This is a genomic window from Komagataeibacter oboediens (assembly GCF_003207815.1).
Classification (GTDB): Bacteria; Pseudomonadota; Alphaproteobacteria; order Acetobacterales; family Acetobacteraceae; genus Komagataeibacter; species Komagataeibacter oboediens.
In genome coordinates, this window is sequence record NZ_NKTX01000001.1 from 112,927 (window position 1) to 131,038 (window position 18,112).

At 64.6% G+C, this 18,112-nt stretch carries 15 protein-coding genes and 1 pseudogene; 10 read left to right on the forward strand and 6 right to left on the reverse strand.

Going from position 1 to position 18,112, the window contains the following annotated elements:
• Positions 1-115 precede the first annotated feature (115 nt).
• Complete coding sequence (gene aldA, locus CFR80_RS00500) at positions 116-1,564, reverse strand: aldehyde dehydrogenase (RefSeq protein ID WP_010513934.1); 1,449 nt, start codon at positions 1,562-1,564, stop codon at positions 116-118.
• Positions 1,565-1,726: 162 nt separating this feature from the next.
• Positions 1,727-2,294 (reverse strand): annotated as a pseudogene (locus CFR80_RS00505) (ferritin-like domain-containing protein).
• 244 nt (positions 2,295-2,538) lie between these two features.
• Between CFR80_RS00505 and CFR80_RS00510 the strand changes: the two are divergent.
• Positions 2,539-3,213 (forward strand): GntR family transcriptional regulator, encoded by a 675-nt coding sequence (locus CFR80_RS00510; protein WP_010513931.1) that lies wholly within the window; start codon positions 2,539-2,541, stop codon positions 3,211-3,213.
• A gap of 25 nt (positions 3,214-3,238) precedes the next feature.
• On the opposite strand, the gene minE is transcribed toward CFR80_RS00510, so the two are convergent.
• The 3 genes from minE to minC all read right to left on the reverse strand — a co-directional run bounded on the left by minE (position 3,239) and on the right by minC (position 5,175).
• Positions 3,239-3,514, reverse strand: coding sequence for a cell division topological specificity factor MinE (minE, locus tag CFR80_RS00515; RefSeq protein ID WP_010513930.1), 276 nt, complete (start codon positions 3,512-3,514; stop codon positions 3,239-3,241).
• Positions 3,514-4,326 (reverse strand): septum site-determining protein MinD, encoded by an 813-nt coding sequence (gene minD, locus CFR80_RS00520; RefSeq protein WP_010513928.1) that lies wholly within the window; start codon positions 4,324-4,326, stop codon positions 3,514-3,516. The genes minE and minD overlap by 1 nt, the downstream gene beginning before the upstream one ends.
• A 114-nt stretch (positions 4,327-4,440) precedes the next feature.
• Positions 4,441-5,175, reverse strand: a complete 735-nt coding sequence (minC, locus tag CFR80_RS00525) for a septum site-determining protein MinC (RefSeq protein ID WP_010513926.1) — start codon at positions 5,173-5,175, stop codon at positions 4,441-4,443.
• A 167-nt stretch (positions 5,176-5,342) separates the two neighbouring features.
• Here minC and fzlA point away from each other — a divergent pair, with 167 nt between their 5' ends.
• The 7 genes from fzlA to CFR80_RS00560 all read left to right on the forward strand — a co-directional run bounded on the left by fzlA (position 5,343) and on the right by CFR80_RS00560 (position 14,393).
• Positions 5,343-6,011, forward strand: coding sequence for an FtsZ-binding protein FzlA (gene fzlA, locus CFR80_RS00530; RefSeq protein ID WP_010513925.1), 669 nt, complete (start codon positions 5,343-5,345; stop codon positions 6,009-6,011).
• A gap of 4 nt (positions 6,012-6,015) precedes the next feature.
• Entirely contained in the window at positions 6,016-7,248 is a 1,233-nt protein-coding gene (locus CFR80_RS00535; protein WP_010513924.1) for a BaiN/RdsA family NAD(P)/FAD-dependent oxidoreductase, read from the forward strand.
• Positions 7,248-8,624, forward strand: a complete 1,377-nt coding sequence (locus CFR80_RS00540; protein WP_029329385.1) for an MBOAT family O-acyltransferase — start codon at positions 7,248-7,250, stop codon at positions 8,622-8,624. Before CFR80_RS00535 ends, CFR80_RS00540 begins: the two co-directional genes overlap by 1 nt.
• Before the next feature lie 123 nt (positions 8,625-8,747).
• Positions 8,748-10,136, forward strand: a complete 1,389-nt coding sequence (locus tag CFR80_RS00545; protein WP_010513922.1) for a replication-associated recombination protein A — start codon at positions 8,748-8,750, stop codon at positions 10,134-10,136.
• Positions 10,133-11,110 carry an RluA family pseudouridine synthase gene (locus CFR80_RS00550; protein WP_010513921.1) on the forward strand — a complete coding sequence of 326 codons (978 nt, stop codon included), beginning with the start codon at positions 10,133-10,135 and terminating at the stop codon, positions 11,108-11,110. The genes CFR80_RS00545 and CFR80_RS00550 overlap by 4 nt, the downstream gene beginning before the upstream one ends.
• Before the next feature lie 32 nt (positions 11,111-11,142).
• The gene (locus CFR80_RS00555; protein ID WP_010513920.1) at positions 11,143-13,623 is read left to right on the forward strand and encodes an AsmA family protein; all 2,481 of its coding nucleotides are present in this window, start codon (positions 11,143-11,145) and stop codon (positions 13,621-13,623) included.
• Positions 13,620-14,393: an ATP12 family chaperone protein gene (locus CFR80_RS00560; RefSeq protein ID WP_010513919.1), complete on the forward strand. Its 774-nt coding sequence runs from the start codon at positions 13,620-13,622 to the stop codon at positions 14,391-14,393. The genes CFR80_RS00555 and CFR80_RS00560 overlap by 4 nt, the downstream gene beginning before the upstream one ends.
• A gap of 106 nt (positions 14,394-14,499) precedes the next feature.
• Here the strand turns inward: CFR80_RS00560 and ispF are convergent, their stop codons facing one another.
• Positions 14,500-15,669: a 2-C-methyl-D-erythritol 2,4-cyclodiphosphate synthase gene (gene ispF, locus CFR80_RS00565; RefSeq protein WP_029329383.1), complete on the reverse strand. Its 1,170-nt coding sequence runs from the start codon at positions 15,667-15,669 to the stop codon at positions 14,500-14,502.
• 238 nt (positions 15,670-15,907) lie between these two features.
• Between ispF and dusB the strand changes: the two genes are divergently transcribed.
• Positions 15,908-16,969 carry a tRNA dihydrouridine synthase DusB gene (gene dusB / locus CFR80_RS00570; protein ID WP_010513916.1) on the forward strand — a complete coding sequence of 354 codons (1,062 nt, stop codon included), beginning with the start codon at positions 15,908-15,910 and terminating at the stop codon, positions 16,967-16,969.
• A gap of 2 nt (positions 16,970-16,971) precedes the next feature.
• Positions 16,972-18,111 carry a two-component system sensor histidine kinase NtrB gene (locus tag CFR80_RS00575; RefSeq protein ID WP_029329382.1) on the forward strand — a complete coding sequence of 380 codons (1,140 nt, stop codon included), beginning with the start codon at positions 16,972-16,974 and terminating at the stop codon, positions 18,109-18,111.
• Position 18,112 lies beyond the last annotated feature (1 nt).

Here is an 18,112-nt window from a genome sequence, read left to right on the forward strand (position 1 = left end):
ACGTTGTCATTGTCCCCGTACCATCACGGGGCGGTCCATCCGGTCCTCCTGAACAGGGCATAAAAAAAGGCGGCCCGACATCATGTCGGGCCGCCCTGTCGCCGGAAGTCGGTCTTTATGCGTTCAGGTAAACGGTCTTGGTATCGACATAGGCTTCCAGGCCGTACTGGCCGTCCTCCCCGCCAATGCCGCTATCGCCATAGCCATGATGGAAGCCCTGTGCTGCCTCACCACCTTCACGATTGACGTAGATCTCACCGAAGTTGAGTTCGTTGGTCATGCGCATGATGTTTTTCAGGTCCTGCGTGAACATGTAGGCCGACAGGCCGTAGCGCGAGTTGTTGGCCTGCGTGATGGCGTCGTCAAAATCCTTGACGCGGATCAGCGACAGCACGGGGCCGAACACTTCGTTCTGCACGATGTCCATGTCGCCCTTCACGTTGGTCAGCAGCGTGGGGGCATAGAAATTGCCCCTGTCATACGCACCGCCTGTCAGGCGCTTGCCACCCAGTTCGACCTTCGCCCCCTGTTCCACGGCCTTGCGGACCATGGCATCGACCTTTTCAAGTTCCTGCGCGCTGATCTTCGGTCCCATGTCGGTGTCTTCATTCAGCGGGTTGCCGGTTTTCAGGGCCTCGACCTTCGTGCGCAGGCGCTTGAGGAACTCGTCATAGACCGCCATATGGACATAGGTGCGTTCATTGGCGGTGCAGACCTGGCCACAGTTCATGAAGCGCGCGGCAACGGCGGCATTGACGGCAGCATCGATATCCGCGTCCTCCATGACAATGAACGGGGCCTTGCCACCCAGTTCCAGCCGGACTTCCTTCAGCCCTTCGGATGCTGCAGCCATGATCTTGCGGCCTGCGGGCGTGCTGCCCGTCATGGTGATCAGCCTGGTGATCGGGTTGGTCACCAGCGCATTGCCCACCGTTACCCCGCCGCCGGTGACGACATTGAAGATCCCCTTCGGGAAACCGGCCTCAACCGACAGTTCCGCCAGCGCGAGGGTGGAAAGGGGGGTCAGTTCATGCGGCTTGATGACAAAGGTATTGCCCGCGGCCAGCGCCGGACCCAGCTTGCGCGCCGTCAGGGCAAGCGGGAAGTTCCATGCTGAAATGCCGGCCACGACGCCGTGGGGGATCTTTTCAATCAGGATCTTCTCGCCCGGGCGGCTGCCGGGAATGATGTTGCCTTCCAGCCGACGGACATTTTCGGCGGCGAAGCGGATCAGCTGGATGGCAAAATTGACCTCGATCCGGGCTTCCTTCAGCGGCTTGCCGTTTTCAGAGGTAATGATACGGGCCAGCTTTTCCGTATCGCGGCGGATCAGTTCAATCAGTCGGTACAGGTAATCCGCCCGGTCGGTCGCAATCAGGCCGCGCCACGCGGGAAAGGCGTCCTGTGCGGTCTGCAGGGCACGCTTGACATCGCTTTCGCCCGCGACGGCCACATGGGCCAGCACGTCCCCCGTTGCCGGATTGCGGATGGTGTCGCGTTCGGTGTTGTCAGCCTTGGACCATTCGCCACCAATGAACAGGTCATGGGTTGTCGGCTTGGTCATGGGGTACTCTCCGTTTTCAGGCTGTTCTATGGATTGCCCGCCATATGGTAGGACGCCACGCGCGGCCGTGCCACCCGCCCCGGTCAGCTCCGGGGCAGGATGGGCACGTGCATGGGTCTCAGGCAGAGGCAGGCGAAAGGGGAATGGAGAAGAAGAAGGCCGTCAGGATGCGAGGAAGGGCCGGCCTTCGTGGGCGACCAGCAGGTCATGCATGTCGGTCGCGTGGTCTTCTTCTTCCGCAAGGATCTTTTCAAGCATGATCCGCGTTGTCGGATCATGGTCGGCAAAATACCGGATCAGTTCGCGATAATGTTCAATGACCAGACGTTCGGCCACCAGGTTCTGGCGCACCATTTCCACCAGGTTGCCGCCATCGCCGTATTCGGTGGCGGAACGGGTGGCCAGTCCTTCGGGTGACAGATTGGGCACGCCGCCAAGCTGGTCGATGCGGTCGGCCGCCCACATCATATGGGCGCGTTCTTCCTTGGCGTGGGTCGCGAATTCCCTGGCCACGCTTTCGCTGGTAATACCCGTTACGGAAATGGAGTGCATGGTATAGCGCAGTACACAGACCAGTTCGGTCGCCACCACAGTCTGCAGCAGGTCGATTGCGGTCTGGACATTGGCCCTGGTACGCGGGGGTCACGGCGCCCTTTTCAATCGATTTCTTCGCGCGTTCCCGCAGGGTCTGCACATCGGTCAGGAACGTATTTTCGCCTGCATCGGCCATGATGCTCTCCTTGTCTGTGGCGGGCATGCGGCGGGCTGCATGTCCGTTACGGATCGTTGCTGGTGTAACGGGCCGACGGGAAAGGGGTTCCCAAAAACCCGTGGCAGGGCGCAGGAGAGTCCGGCAACACTCTAAAATATGGCAAAAACGGGTTTTTCGTTGCCTCAGACGTTGCCATTCACGTCCAGATGATTATTGATCAGCATTAATAAGACCTATTTGCATTAAGGATGAAGTAAACGGCATGGTATCATTCAGCGCAGGCCAGTCTGACAAGCTTCCCCGCCGCGCGTTGAGCGACGACGCCTACGAGCACGTGCGTCGTGGGCTGATCCGCAGCCGTTATCGCTCTGGCGAACGGCTGGTGCTGCGACCGCTGGCGGCTGAACTGGGCCTCAGCCCCACCCCCGTGCGTGAGGCGCTGCTGCGCCTTGTGTCCGAACACGCGCTGGAACTCAACGACCGCAATACCGCCGTCGTACCCGCCATGACCCAGCGCAGCTTTGCCGAAATCCATGACCTGCGCGTTGATCTGGAAATGCGCCTTGCCGCCGCCGCGGCCCAGCGTGCGTCCGACCACGGGATCGAGGCGCTGGTCATCCTGCAGCAGCAGTTCATGAGTGCATCCCAGGCACGCGACGACGGGGGCATGGCGGCCTTCAACGCGGATTTCCATACCACGGTGGCGACATTGGCCGAACTGCCGCTGACCGCCACGATCCTGAAAAACCTGTGGATGCGGATCGGGCCGATCTATGCCCTGTCACGCCCCATGATCCAGATGCAGCACGAGGGACGCACGCACCCGCATGATGACCTGATCATGGCATTGCGGCAGCGTGACGTGGCGGCTGCACAGGAGGCGGTCACGCGTGATTTCGAACATGCGCGCCGCTGGATCGAACCCCGTCTGTCCTGACGGGGCGATCGGCAGTCGGGCCGCCCTAGCGGCGGCCCGGTGACTTGATCTGCGGTACCTCGATATCGATTTCCAGCATCGAGACGGAATTGCCCCGGTCCAGCTTTACCTGCACCTTGTCCTGATCGACGGGGATATGCCGTTTGATGACCTCAAGGATTTCGGCATGCAGCTTGGACAGCAGGTCGGATTCGTCACCGTTGCTTGTGCGTTCATGCGCCAGAAGGATCTGGAGCCTGTCACGGGCGACAGGAGCGGACGTTTTCGTGCCGCGACCAAAAAGGGAGCCAAACAAGCTCATCAGCTTTTCCCCTTGAACAGGCGGGCGAACAGGCCCTTGCGTTCGACCGGGACCGTGATCTCCAGCTTCTCGCCCTCCAGCCGGCGTGCGGCTTCGGCATAGGCGCGGGCAGGCGGGCTGTCGGGACTGCTTAACGTGACCGGCGCGCCCAGGTTCGAGGCGCGCAGCACTTCCTCGCTTTCGGGAATGATGCCCAGCAGCGGAATCGACAGGATTTCCAGAACATCCTCGATACGCAGCATTTCGCCACGCGCGGCGCGTGCGGGGTCATAGCGGGTCAGCAGCAGGTGCTTTTCGATCTTGCCGCCGCCCTTGGCCTTTTCGGTCGTGCTGTCCAGCATGCCGATGATCCGGTCGCTGTCGCGCACGGACGACACTTCGGGATTGGTGACCACGATGGCGTGGTCGGCATGGTACATGGCCAGCTGCGCGCCGCGTTCGATCCCGGCCGGGCTGTCACAGATCACCCAGTCGAACTTTTCACGTAGTTCCTGCATGACGCGGGCGACGCCTTCGGCCGTCAGGGCGTCCTTGTCGCGGGTCTGGGACGCGGGCAGGATGGACAGCGTTTCGATGCGCTTGTCACGGATCAGCGCCTGCGACAGCTTGGCGTCACCCTGAATCACGTTGATCAGGTCGAACACGACCCGCCGCTCGGCCCCCATCACCAGGTCGAGGTTGCGGAGGCCGACGTCAAAGTCAACAACGACGACATTCTGCCCGGTCTGTGCCAGTGCGGCGCCCAATGCGGCGGTCGACGTGGTCTTTCCGACGCCACCCTTGCCGGATGTGACAACCAGCACTTTTGCCATTGGGGTACTTCCTTGTCCGCTTTTAGGGGATGTTTTCTTGTTCATGACCTGATGGATACGGTTGGATGGGTTGGCACGCGTAAGGAGCGCGACGGGGGACTGGAGAAGGCCTGCCTAGCTTTTACGCCCTGAAAAGGCAGGCGGCACAAGCGGCTGGACCACAAGTGTGTCATTACTGAGGATGATTTGCGCGGGTTTTTCAACGTAGCGCGGATCAATTTCCTCAGCCGTAATGTAATAACCGTCAATGGCCAGCAGTTCCGCCTGCATGGAATGGGCGAATATGCGGGCGTCGGGCTGTCCGTTCATGCCGGCTATGGCGCGGCCACGCAGCGGACCATAGACATGGATCGACCCGCCAGCCGTCACTTCTGCCCCGGACCCGACCGAACCCACGATGATGATGTCGCCATCGGGGTTCATGATGACCTGCCCCGAGCGGATGGGCTGTTCGATGATCATGGAGGAAGCGCGTGGCGGCTGTGGCTGCACGGGGGCGGCATCATCGGGGATCTCGACCGCGCCGGACGCCCGGCCGCCCATGAAGCCTGCGGGCCAGTCCCATGCTGCGCAGGCGGGCCACGAGGCATCGCCGCCTTCTATGCCGATAATGCGGATGCCGCGCGCGCGCAGGGCCGGATACAGGTCGGCCAGCCCCTCGGTCGTGGCATCCAGCAGGGACAGGTCCAGAATGACCGGCTTGCCCGCGAAAAACGTGCTTGAGCGTGCGATCTGCGCATCCAGCCCCGCCAGCCAGTCGGCCAGAACGGGTTCGGGGGACAGCACCAGGGCAAGGAACGACCGGCCGCGTGCGCGGATTTTCGGTGTGGGACGCAGTTCGTCTGGCAACGTTATCCTGTCCTGTGTGGTGAATGGGGCGTGTTGTTTCCAGCTACCTTGCCATGCCGGAACTGTCGAGGGGAGGATGCCTTATTCATCCGTCATGCATCCATACTTTTTCATGCCTGCGTACTGAGGGCTTGGCGAAGGGCGGGACAATGCAATAAAGCGGGATCATGCGCATCCTGTACCATCTTCCCCTTTCGCCCTATTCCCGCAAGGTTCGCCTCGTGCTGGGGGAAAAGCGGCTGCCGTTCGAACTCAAGACCGAGCGTGTGTGGGAACGCCGCCCGGAATACCTTGACCGCAACCCTGCCGGCACGGTGCCCATGCTACAGGAAAGCAACGGGCTGTGCATTCCCGATTCGTGGGTCATCTGCGAATATCTGGAGGAAGCCTATCCCGACACGCCCCTGCTTGGCCGCACGCTGGCCGAACGGGTGGAGGTGCGCAGGCTGGTGGTGTGGTTCGATGAGAAATTCGGCAGCGAGGTATCGCGCAACCTGCTTAATGAAAAGGTGATGAAGCGCATTTCGGGTAAGGGCAACCCCGATGGCGCTGCCCTGCGTGCGGGGTATGCGCATATCCGCACTCACCTGTCCTATATCGACTGGCTGGCGGAAACGCGGCAGTGGCTGGCGGGGAACATGCTGTCCATGGCGGATTTTGCCGCCGCCGCCCACCTGTCCTGCCTTGATTTCCTTGATGACGTGGACTGGTCGCGCGCCCCCGCGGCCAAGGACTGGTATGCCCGCGTCAAGAGCCGTCCCTGCTTTCGCGCCCTGCTGCAGGACCGCATGACCGGTTTTAACCCGCCCGCCCATTACGCGGATCTGGATTTCTAGGGATATGACTGCACGGACTGCCGGTTTCACCACCATCGTGCTGGGCGCGGGGGCGGCGGGCCTTATGGCGGCGGCAACGGCGGGGCAGGCGGGCGCACGCGTGCTGGTGCTGGACCATGGGCCCCATGTGGGCCGCAAGATCCTGATTTCCGGCGGCGGGCGGTGCAATTTCACCAATATGGACACCGGGGCAGGGCAGTTCCTGTCGGCCAACCCGCATTTCGCCAAATCGGCGCTGGCGCGGTACACGCCTGCCGATTTCCTCGCACTTGTGCAGCGGCATCGCATCCCGTGGCATGAAAAGGCGGCGGGCCAGCTGTTCTGTGACCGCTCGGCGCGGGATATCGTGGACATGTTGCGGCGTGAATGTGCGGCAGGACAGGTGGACGTGCGCGTGTCGCACCGGATCATCGACGTGACGCGCGACGGGGCGGGGCAGTACCGGGTGGAAACGGACCACGGCATCTTCCATGCCCCCAACCTGATCGTCGCGACCGGCGGGCTGTCCATTCCCAAGCTGGGGGCGACGGGACTGGCCCACGACATCGCGCGCCGGTTCGGACTGCGTATCGTCGCACCAGCACCCGCGCTGGTGCCGCTGACATTTGGCGCGCAGGACCGCGAATGGATGGAACCGCTGGCCGGGCTGTCGGTCACGGTGGGCATTACCTGCCATGAAGGGGAGGGACGGCAGGCGCGGCAGGCCACCTTCCGTGACGGCATGGTCTTTACCCACCGTGGCCTGTCCGGTCCCGCCATCCTGCAGGCCTCGTCCTACTGGCAGCCGGGGCAGGTGCTGGACATCGACCTGCTGCCCGGCATTGACGCCGGCCGTCGCCTGCTGGAGATCAAGCGCGACCGCCCGCGCGCGGGCGGCGTGGCCATGCTGTCCATGCTGCTGCCGCAGCGTCTGGCCCAGCTTATGGCGCAGGCCCACCTGCCTGACGGGCAGCTGGCGGGCATGCCCGATGCGCTGCTGGCCAATGTCGGGCGTATCCTGTCGGGCTGGCGGCTCAACCCGCATGGCACCGAAGGCTACGTGAAGGCCGAGGTCACGCGTGGCGGGGTGGATACGGACTGCCTGTCGTCGCGTGACATGCAGGCGCGTGACGTGCCTGGCCTGTTCATGGTGGGTGAAGCGGTGGACGTAACCGGCTGGCTGGGTGGTTACAATTTCCAGTGGGCCTGGGCCAGCGGGCATGCGGCGGGGCAGGCGGTGGCGGAACGCGGCGGCTGATGCTGTTTGCGTGGCAGTCGTTCCTGATTGTTTTCCTGCCGCTGGTTCTTGGACTGTACTACGCCGTGGGCGACAGCCGGGCCGCGCGACAGGGTGTGATCATCGCAGCCTCGGTGCTGTTCTACGGGTTGTGGGACTGGCGGTTTGTGCCGTTTCTGCTGGCAATGGTCGGGTTCAGTCAGACGGTCGCCATCATGTGGGGGCGGACACGCCGGCGCATCTGGCTGCGCGTGGGGATCGTGGGCAATCTTGCCGTGCTGTTCGGCTTCAAATACGCCGACTGGCTGGTGGGCTGTGTCCTGCGCTGGTCGGGGCGGGAGCATGCAGCGTGGTCCATCGTGCTGCCGCTGGGGCTGTCGTTTTTCGTGTTCCAGAAAATCTCCTACCTTGTCGATCTGGGACGGGGGCAGGCGCGGGTGTATCGGCTGGCGGATTTTATGGAATTCGTCACGTTCTTCCCGCAGATGGTGGCAGGACCCATCGTGCGGCATAACGAACTGGTCCCGCAGTTCGACCGCAGCCCGCGCAACGCCGCGATGTGGGAAAATCTTGGCCGTGGCGGGCTGCTGCTGCTGGTGGGGCTGGGCAAGAAGGTGGGGCTGGCCGATACGCTGGGTGGCCTGTGCGCCCCGGTGTTTGACGCGGCCCATGCAGGCCATGTGCCGGGCATGGGGGCGGCGTGGCTGGCGGCGGTGGCCTACATGCTGCAGATCTATTTCGATTTTTCGGGTTATTCCGACATGGCCATCGGCATGGCGCTAATGATGGGGATTCGCCTGCCCTTCAATTTCAACGCGCCCTATATGGCGGTGTCGGTACGCGATTTCTGGCGGCGGTGGCACATGACGCTGTCGCGTTTCCTGCGCGATTACATCTATATCCCGTTGGGCGGGAACCGCTGCGCGCCGCTGCGGCAGGCGGTCAATGTCATGGTAACCATGGAACTGGCGGGTGTGTGGCATGGGGCCGGGTGGAATTTTGCCCTGTGGGGCCTGCTGCATGGCGCGGCACTGGCGGCAGCCCATGCGTGGGACCGGGCGGGCCGGGCCATGCCGCGCCCATGCGCGTACGTGCTGACCATGGGGTTCGTGCTTGTGACATGGGTGGTGTTCCGCGCGGCCGACCTTGCCACGGCGGGGCGGATGCTGGGGGCCATGGCGGGGCTGCATGGCATGGGCGCGACGGTCATCCACCACCCGGTCGTGCTGGGGCTGGCGGTGGTCGTGGCGGTAATGGGACCGTCATCGCAGCAGATGATACTGGACCGCGTGCGTCCTGCGCCATGGGTGGCGGTGGCGGCCGGTATCGCCTTCGTGCTGCTGGTGTTCCTGATCGGCGGGCGGCCGCCGGAACCTTTCATCTATTTCCAGTTCTGACATCGCGTGTCTTTGCAGTATGGGGCATGTATTGTGCTGCCGACACTGGTATTGAAGCGCAACACTTCCCAAATCCAGCAATGGTCCGTCACACGGGACCGCTATGATGACAGGCAGGGGTATATGGCAGGCAGGCGTGACAGTATGGAGAATGGCCCGGCGGACCTGTTCGGCGCGCCCCCGCCGCAGCAGGACAGGCGGAACCCGGTCCCGTTTCCTGCCCATGAACCCAAGGCCCCGCCACGTACCCAGCCACTGGCCGACCGGTTGCGCCCCGCAACCCTGGATGATGTGGTGGGACAGGATCACCTGCTGGGGCCGCAGGGCAGCCTGCGGCAGATGCTGGCGCGTGGCTCGCTGGCCAGCCTGATCCTGTGGGGCGGTCCGGGCGTTGGCAAGACCACCATCGCCCGCCTGCTGGCCGATGCGGCGGGCCTGCGCTTCGTGCAGCTTTCAGCGGTGTTTTCCGGCGTGGCGGACCTCAAGCGTGCGTTCGAGGACGCCCGGCGTACCAGTGCGAATGGCGGTGGCACGTTGCTGTTCGTGGATGAAATCCATCGCTTCAACCGCGCGCAGCAGGACGGTTTCCTGCCGGTGGTGGAAGATGGCACCGTGGTTCTGGTGGGGGCCACGACGGAAAACCCGTCCTTTGCGCTGAACAGTGCGCTGCTGTCACGGTGCCAGGTGCTGGTGCTGCACCGGCTGGATGATGCGGCGATGGAAAAGCTGCTGGAACGCGCGGAACTCGCGACCGGTACGGCCCTGCCGCTGACACACGAGGCCCGCGCCACGCTGCGTGCCATGGCCGATGGGGACGGGCGCTACCTGCTGAACATGGTCGAGCAGCTTCTGGCCCTGCCACCGCAGAAGGCGGCGCTGGACCCTGCTGCCCTGTCCAGCCTGCTGGCGCGGCGCGCGGCGCTGTATGACAAGGACCGCGAGGAACATTACAACCTGATTTCCGCGCTGCATAAGTCCATGCGCGGCTCGGACCCGGATGCGGCGCTGTACTGGTTCGCCCGTATGCTGGAAGGCGGCGAGGACCCGCGCTACATCGCCCGCCGCCTGACCCGCTTCGCCGCCGAGGACGTGGGCATGGCCGACCCGCAGGCCCTGCCGCTGGCGGTGGCGGCGTGGGAAACGTTCGAGCGGCTTGGCTCTCCAGAGGGGGAACTGGCGCTGGCGCAGCTTGTGGTGCATCTGGCCACCGCCCCCAAGTCCAACGCGGTATACAAGGGCTACAACATGGCCCGCCGGGCAGCGCGCGCCACCGGCAGCCTGATGCCGCCGGCCCATATCCTCAACGCGCCCACCACGCTCATGAAGGATATCGGCTACGGCAAGGGGTACGAATATGACCATGATACGGAAGGGGGAATTTCGGGGCAGAACTACTTCCCCGATGGCATGCGCCGTCCGAAACTGTACCAGCCCACCGGGCGTGGATATGAACGTGAAGTGGCGCGACGGCTGGACAGTTGGAACAGAGTGCGCGAAAGCCGTGGGTCATGAGTGTCGTTACCCTTACCGTCAGTGATGACGAAGCCGATATCCGCCTCGACCGCTGGTTCCGCAGGCATTACCCCCATCTGACGCAGGGGGCGTTGCAGAAGCTGTGCCGCACGGGACAGGTGCGCGTGGATGGCAGGCGCGCCACCGCTGCCACCCGCCTTGCGCCGGGGCAGGCGGTGCGCGTGCCGCCCATACCCAATGCCAGCCGCCCGCCGCCGCTGGCCGTCAAGCCGCTGGATGAGCGGCAGGTCCGTGAAATCAACAGGATGGTCGTCTATCGTGATGACCACGTGATCGTGCTGAACAAACCCGCAGGCATCGCGGTGCAGGGCGGGCCGGGCATCACGCACCATATCGACGCGCTGCTGGACGGGTTGCGGGAAAACCCCGATGATCCGCGTCCGCGCCTGGTCCACCGTATCGACCGTGACACGTCCGGCCTGCTGCTGGTCGCGCGCACGCCCGGTGTCGCGGCCAAGCTGGCGGCGGCGTTCCGCGGGCGGGATGTGCACAAGGTCTACTGGGCCGTGGTCGTGGGCCGTCCCAGCCCGGCCACGGGCATCATCGACCAGCCCCTGACCAAGCTGGGGGCTGGCGCAGGCGCGATCAGCGTCGTGGCCGAACGCGGGGATGCGGATGCGGTGCATGCCCTGTCGGAATATGAAGTGCTGGATGCCGCGGGGCGCAAGCTGTCGTGGCTGGCGCTTTCGCCGCTGACGGGACGCACCCATCAGCTGCGCGTGCATTGTGAGGCACTGGGCAACCCCATACTGGGCGACCCGAAATATGGCGGTGACATAGCTCATGTCACGGGGTTTACGGATAAGCTACACCTGCATGCCCGCAGGCTGGAACTGCCGCACCCGGCAGGTGGCACGCTGGTGGTCGAGGCGGACCTGCCCCCCCACATGCGTGAGACGTTCCGGCAGATCGGTTTTGTCGCACCCGCCACGGCGCAGCCCCGCCGCAGCTAACGCGGCCAGAATGGTACAGGACAGGAATTGACATGGCACACAACGGAAATGGACGGCGCATCCTTCTCGGCTCCGTCGCGGCGCTGGTGGTGATCGCGGGCGGGGCGGGGCTTGCGGTCAAGTCCATGCTGGACCCGGATGCGCTGCGCACGAAAGCCATTGCCGCGATCGAAAAGCAGACCGGACGCAAGGTGCGCATGGGCGCGCTGGAACTGCATGTCCTGCCCAGCCTGTCCCTGTCTGTCAGTGATGTCGGGTTGTCGGACATGGCCGGTGGTGCCTATACCGACATGGTAACGGCGGACAGCCTGCAGGCCAGCATGGGGCTTATGGCGCTGCTGCACCATGAAATCCGCCTGGAGGACCTGAAGCTGGTCCACCCTGTCGTCCATCTGGAGCGTACGGACAGGGGCGAGGCCAACTGGCGCCTGTCGCCCACCGGCGCACAGGCCACGGCCACGCCCGAAGGTGGTGCCACGCAGGCCGCGTCCGACTGGAAGGTGCAGATCGGCAGCATCCGCATAACCAATGCCGATCTTGACTGGGACGACCGGATGTCGGGCAGCCGGGGCAAGGTGGTGCTGGACCATATCAACCTGTCGGATGTTGATGGCGCGAAGCCCGAAATTGATGTGGCGGGTCATAACGACAGCGGCAGCTTTACGCTGGCCGGGCATACCGGGGCGATCAACCTGACATCCACCGCGCGCGCCAGCTGGCCGGTTGCGCTGCAGGCGGCATTCAGGGCTGGCGGGCAGCAGGTGGGGCAGCTGGCGGTGGATGGCACCGTGGCTGATCCCGACCACATGAAGGGCTACAACATCAAACTGGATGGCAATATCGCCAGCCTGAAGGCGATCGAGGCTTTCGTGCCGGGGATGAGCCTGCCTGACGTGCGCCGCCTGTCGCTGAAAGCCAATGTGGTGGACGGTAATGCCGCGGACAAGGCAGGCAGCACGCCGCTGCTCAATTCCCTGCATCTGGATACGGGCGCGGTTGACGCGGGACAGTACCTGTCCGGCCTGACGCTGCAGGGGCTGTCGGTTGACGCGCCGGGGCCCAAGGACGCCGTGACCATCCGCAGTCAGGGTGCATGGCAGGGGCAGGGGCTGAAGCTGTCCGGCACGCTGGGATCACTGCAGCAGGTGGAACAGGCGGCGCTGTCGCATCTGGCCGATCCGCTGCCGCTGTCGCTGGACATGTCGGGTGATCCGGGCAGCCTGCGTATCGCGGGCACGCTGGGCGGGTCGCGCGCGGTGGTGAATGTCAACGCGTCCGCAGGCAGGCTGCCGCTGCCCAATGGCGCGGTGATCGACCATCTGGACGCCTCGACCCATCTGGTCAGCGAGGATAACGGCGCGCATTTCCAGCTTTCGGATATTGTGGTCAAGAGCACGCAGGTCTCCCTCAAGGGGGCGCTGGACCTGTCGGTTCACGGTGGGCATGCGGGCGTACCGCTGGTCAGTGGCGCGCTTGATGCAAGCTGGGTCAATGCCGATGCCCTGATGGGCAACGCCGCTGCCGGCAAGGCCGACGCCAGCACCACCACGCCTGCGAATGCCAGGGACAGCAATGACGCGCTGCCGTTTGACCGGCTGCGCAAGCTGGATGCGGACCTGCGCCTGACCGCGGCGCAGCTGGAATTCGAAGGCGATGAATACCACAACGCCCTGAGCCATATCAGCCTGCGCAACGGGCTGCTGAAGGTTGACCCGCTACAGGCCGAAGGCACGGGCCGCCGCGTATCGGGACAGTTTGAGGTCGATGCGTCGGGCAGCGTGCCCACCGTATCGGGTAAGATCGGCACGCTGGTGCTGCCGGCCACATGGCTGGAAAGCAAGGCGGGCCTGTCCAACATGGTGCAGGGGGCGCTGCAGGTTGTTGGTGAAGTGCGTTCGCAGGGGAATACCGCGGCCGAACTGCGCACCGGCATGACCGGACACCTTGGCGTGTCCATGGTCAACGGAACGGTCAGCGGCAGTGCGCTGGGTGAACTGCTGGGGGATGCGGCGCGCGGCGCGCTGGGCTCCGGCCCGATCGCACTGCGCTGCTTTGGCCTGCACATGAGCATGGCCGACAGGCAGGCGAATGTTGACACCATCGGCGTGCAGACCAATGCGCTGACCGTGACCGGCAAGGGCACGGTGGGCATGGCGTCGCAGGCGCTGGACCTGCATCTGGTGCCGCAGGTCATGATCAGCGGGACAGGGGCCAGCGTGCCGCTGCGCGTGGGGGGCACGCTGTCCGCACCGCGCCCGAAAATGGATGGCGGCGCGGATGGCCGCTATGCCATCGGCCTGCTGCTGGGTGGATCTAAGAGCAATGCGGTGGCCGATCCGTGCCCCGCAACCCTGAAGGCCGCGCGTGAGGGACAGGCAGGCCCCGAACCCACGACGGCAGCACCCAAGGCGCAGTCGTCCGGTGATGCAGCAGGTCTGCTGGGCAATTCCAAGGCTTCGCCGGATGTAAACAAGGCGGCAGGCCTGCTGAAGGGGCTGGGCATCCTGAAATGACACAGGATAATGCGATGAAGGACGGGGTGCGTCCGCCCACGCCCCAGACGCCTGGCAGGCGCAGGCGGTTCTGGACGCTGGCCGCCGCCCGCCCGGCGGAGGGGGGATTCTGTGTCGAGCTTGACGGGCGGGGCATCCGCCTGCCCGGTGGCACGCCGTTATGTGTGATGTCACGGGCGCTGGCTGGCGCGATTGCCGATGAATGGGCGCATGCCGGTGGGGAAAAGGGCGGTGATTTTACCCCCGACGACCTGCCGATGACACGCATAACCGGCACCATGATCGAACGCGTCGCCCCCGATCCGTCGGCGCAGGTTACGGCCCTGCTGCAGTATGTGGATGGAGAACTGCTGTGCTATCGCGCGGATCATCCGGCACTGCTGTGCGCACGGCAGAAAGCGGAATGGGATCCGCAGCTTGCGTGGCTGCAGGCGCGCTACGGCATTGCCATGGCGGTGACGCAGGGCATCATGCCCCTGTCGCAATCGCAGGCGGTACAGGTGGCATGGCGGGGCATACTGGACAAAATGGATAACGCCACGCTTGCGGCACTGGGCGTGATGGTGCCTGCCATGAAAAGCATCGTGCTGGGGCTTGCGGTCGTGACGGGCGCGCTGTCGGCGGCGAAGGCGGCTGAAGTCGCATCCGTGGATGAACGCACCCAGATGGACATATGGGGCAGGGATGACAAACAGGCTGAAAGCCTGCGCCTGCTGGCGCTGGAGGTCGCGGACGCATCGCGTTTCCTGCGCCTGTGCCACATGACCTGAGAGGCATCACATCTGTTGAGAACAGATAAAGGCTTCACCAGAAACTTTGTGCGGAATGCAAAACGGCCCGGTGTCACACCGGGCCGTTTTTTTGTGTTTCAGGCGATCAGGGCACCAGCACCGTGGCGCTGGCGAGGCAGGCAATGCCTTCCTCGCGCCCGGTAAAGCCAAGGCGTTCGGACGTGGTGGCCTTGACCGAGATGCGGTCGACATCAACCTTCAGCAGGTCGGCCAGACGGGCACGCATCGCTTCCGAATGGGGACCGATCTTGGGACGTTCACAGATCAGCGTCACGTCGGCATTGACCAGCATGCCACCACGCAGGCGGATGCGTTCGCCCGCATGCACCAGGAAGCGTGCGCTGTCGGCGTCCTTCCATTCATTCTGGCTGGGCGGGAAATGGCGGCCGATGTCACCTTCGGCCAGCGCGCCGTAAATGGCGTCGCACAGGGCATGGATGCCCACATCCGCATCCGAATGGCCCGCAAGGCCACGCGTATGGGGCACGTTGATGCCGCACATGATCAGGGGCCGGTTTTCGGCAAAGGCATGTACGTCGTAGCCCATCCCGGTGCGCGGCAGCAGGGTCGGGCCGATCAGGCGTTCCAGGCGCACCAGATCCTCCTTGTAGGTCAGTTTGATGTTGTCTTCCGAACCCGGAACGATGGCTACGTGATGTCCCGCCTGTTCCAGCAGGGCAGCGTCATCGGTGGCGTCCGCTGCATCGGCCGCGCGGTGCAGGTCGCGCAGCAGCGCAAAACGGAAACCCTGTGGCGTCTGGGCGCGGAACAGGTCGGTGCGGGGCACGGTATCGGTAATGATGCCGTCCTTCGCGCGCTTGATGGTATCGGCCACCGGCACGGCGGGAATGACGCCCGCATGCTGTTCCAGTGCCGCGATCACGCCCTGCGTCACGTCGGCGGGCACATAGGGACGCGCGCCGTCATGGATCAGCACCAGGTCGGGCCGCCGTTCTTCGGGCAGGCGGTCGAGGGCTTCCAGCCCCGCGCTGACGCTGGCCTGTCGCGTGGCCCCGCCCGGTACGACCGGCAGGACCGTGCAGCCGGCGGGGGCGAACCCCTCCAGCGCACCGGTCAGCAGGGCGGGATCGCCCACGGGCTGGATCATGCCGACATGAGGGGCAAGGGCATCCGCCGCATGACGGATGACGGGCCGCCCGCCGAGCGTGACATACTGCTTGGCGAGGGGTGTCGCGGTCTGGGCGCTGTACCGGCTGCCCTGGCCCGCGGCGAGAAGGATGGCTGCAACACGCATGATGCGGAGCAATGCGGCCATGTGGCCCGCGCGTCAAGCACTGAGCGTCGGGAACAGTCCCGCGCGGGGCGGGGGACACGCAGTAAAATGTTTCCCGAATGCACCGAACCTGATTGCACGGGGCGACGGGAGAGGGTATTCTGCCTAAATCATAAGCATTATTGATGGATATTGTAGCCGGCATGCCTTTCTGCCGCCATCGGGCGCGGCTGGGGTTTTCGGCGGGGAAGCGTGGTTCATGTCGTCTCAGCTGCTGTCACCCATTGATCTGGGGGGTGGGGTCGTCCTTAAGGCACCTGTCATCCTGGCGCCCATGGCCGGGGTGACCGACCTGCCGTTCCGCAGGCTGGCGCGCAGGCTGGGCGCGGGACTGGTCGTGTCCGAAATGATCGCGTCATGGGCCATGATCCGGGAAAATGAAAATACCCTGCGCATGGCCGAAGTGGCGGATGATGGCCCCAATTCCGTACAGCTTGCCGGTTGTGACCCCGACGCCATGGGGCAGGCCGCGCGGATCGCGGTCGATCGCGGGGCGGATATCATCGACATCAATTTCGGCTGTCCGGTGAAAAAGGTGGCGGTGGGCCAGCTTGCCGGTTCAGCCCTCATGCGTGACGAGGTACAGGCCGGCCGCCTGCTGGAAGGCGTGGTGCGCGCGGTGGATGTGCCGGTCACGCTGAAAATGCGCATGGGCTGGGACCATAACAGCCTGAACGCCCCCACGCTTGCGCGGATTGCACAGGAATCGGGCATACGCATGGTGACGGTCCACGGCCGCACCCGCCAGCAGTTCTATAACGGCACGGCGGACTGGTATTTCGTGCGCAACGTGGTGGATGCGGTGGACCTGCCGGTGATCGTCAATGGCGACATCCTGACGGTGGAAGACGCCCGGGTGGCACTCGAACGCTCCGGCGCGCGGGGCGTCATGATCGGGCGCGGCTGTTATGGCCGCCCGTGGTTCCTGGCACAGGTGGCGCGCGCGCTCATGCATGGCGAACACGTGCCCGAGCCTGATCTTGTGGCGGAAAAGGCCATCGTGCTGGAGCATTACGGCATGATGATCGACCATTTCGGCGCGCATCCCGGCCTGCGCCTGGCGCGCAAGCATGTGTCGTGGTACTCGGCTGGCCTGCCGGATTCCGCAGGCTTCCGTGCCGCCGTCAACCGTGTCGATACGGTGGATGCCGCGATTGGCATGATCAACGAATTCTATGACCGCCAGATTGCGGCGGGCAATGTACGCGGGCCGCGCCCGTCCACCGTGGGAGCGGAAAGGGCCGCAGCACAGGCGGCATGAAGATGGGCCCGCTTTCCCCCATGCCCCATGTGCCGTGTGCGCCCGATAACGTGACGGGCAACGGGCGTGTGATCCTCGACTCGCTGGCGCTGCCGGTCATGGTCGTGCGGGCGGATAACGCCATCGGGTATGTCAACAGCGCCGCGGAACCGTTTTTCGGCATGTCGCGCGCGCATCTGGTGCAGATGCGCCTGACGGACATCCTGCCCGGTGACAGCCCGCTTTTCCTGCTGATGGAACAGGTCCGCGCGCAGGACCATACGGTGGTCGAGCACGAGGTCACGCTGGACAGTCCCCGCCTGCGCCATGATGGCGTGACGGTGCAGGGCGCACCGGTCATGGAAGAGCCCGGTTCGGTCGCGCTGACATTCCATGATTTTTCCGCCGTCCGCGTGCTGGACCGGCAGCTGACCTTCCGCTCCGCCGCCCGCAGTGTTGCGGGCATGGCGGCCATCCTCGCCCATGAGGTCAAGAACCCGCTTTCCGGTATCCGGGGCGCGGCACAGCTGCTGGAAACATCGGTCGGCGAAGCCGACCGGGAACTGGCGGTGCTGATCCAGGACGAGGTCAACCGCATCCGGGACCTCGTGGACCGGATGGACATGTTCAGCGACCGGCCGATTGAACGCAGGCCCGTCAACATCCACCGCGTGCTGGAACATGTGCGCCGGCTGGCGCAGCAGGGCTTTGCCGCCGATATCCGCTTTCACGAAGTGTATGACCCTTCGCTTCCGCCGGTATGGGGCAACCGCGACCAGCTGGTGCAGGTGCTGCTCAACCTCGTGAAGAACGCGGCCGAGGCCCTGCACACCAATCCCGATGATGCGGCGCCGCCCGAAATCACGCTGACCACCAGCTACCGTCCCGGCATATGGGTTTCCACCGGGGCGGGCAGCCAGCGCGTGCAGCTGCCGCTGCTGGTGTCGGTGCGCGATAACGGGCCGGGCATTCCTGAAAACATCCGGCCGCACCTGTTCGAGCCCTTCCTGACAACCAAGACCACGGGCAGTGGGCTGGGGCTGGCGCTTGCCGGCAAGATTGTGGGGGACCATGGCGGCGTGATCGAGGTGGAAAGCCAGCCCGGTCGCACCGAGGTCCTGCTGCACCTGCCTGTCGTGACCGAGGGCCGGGACACGCCCTGAT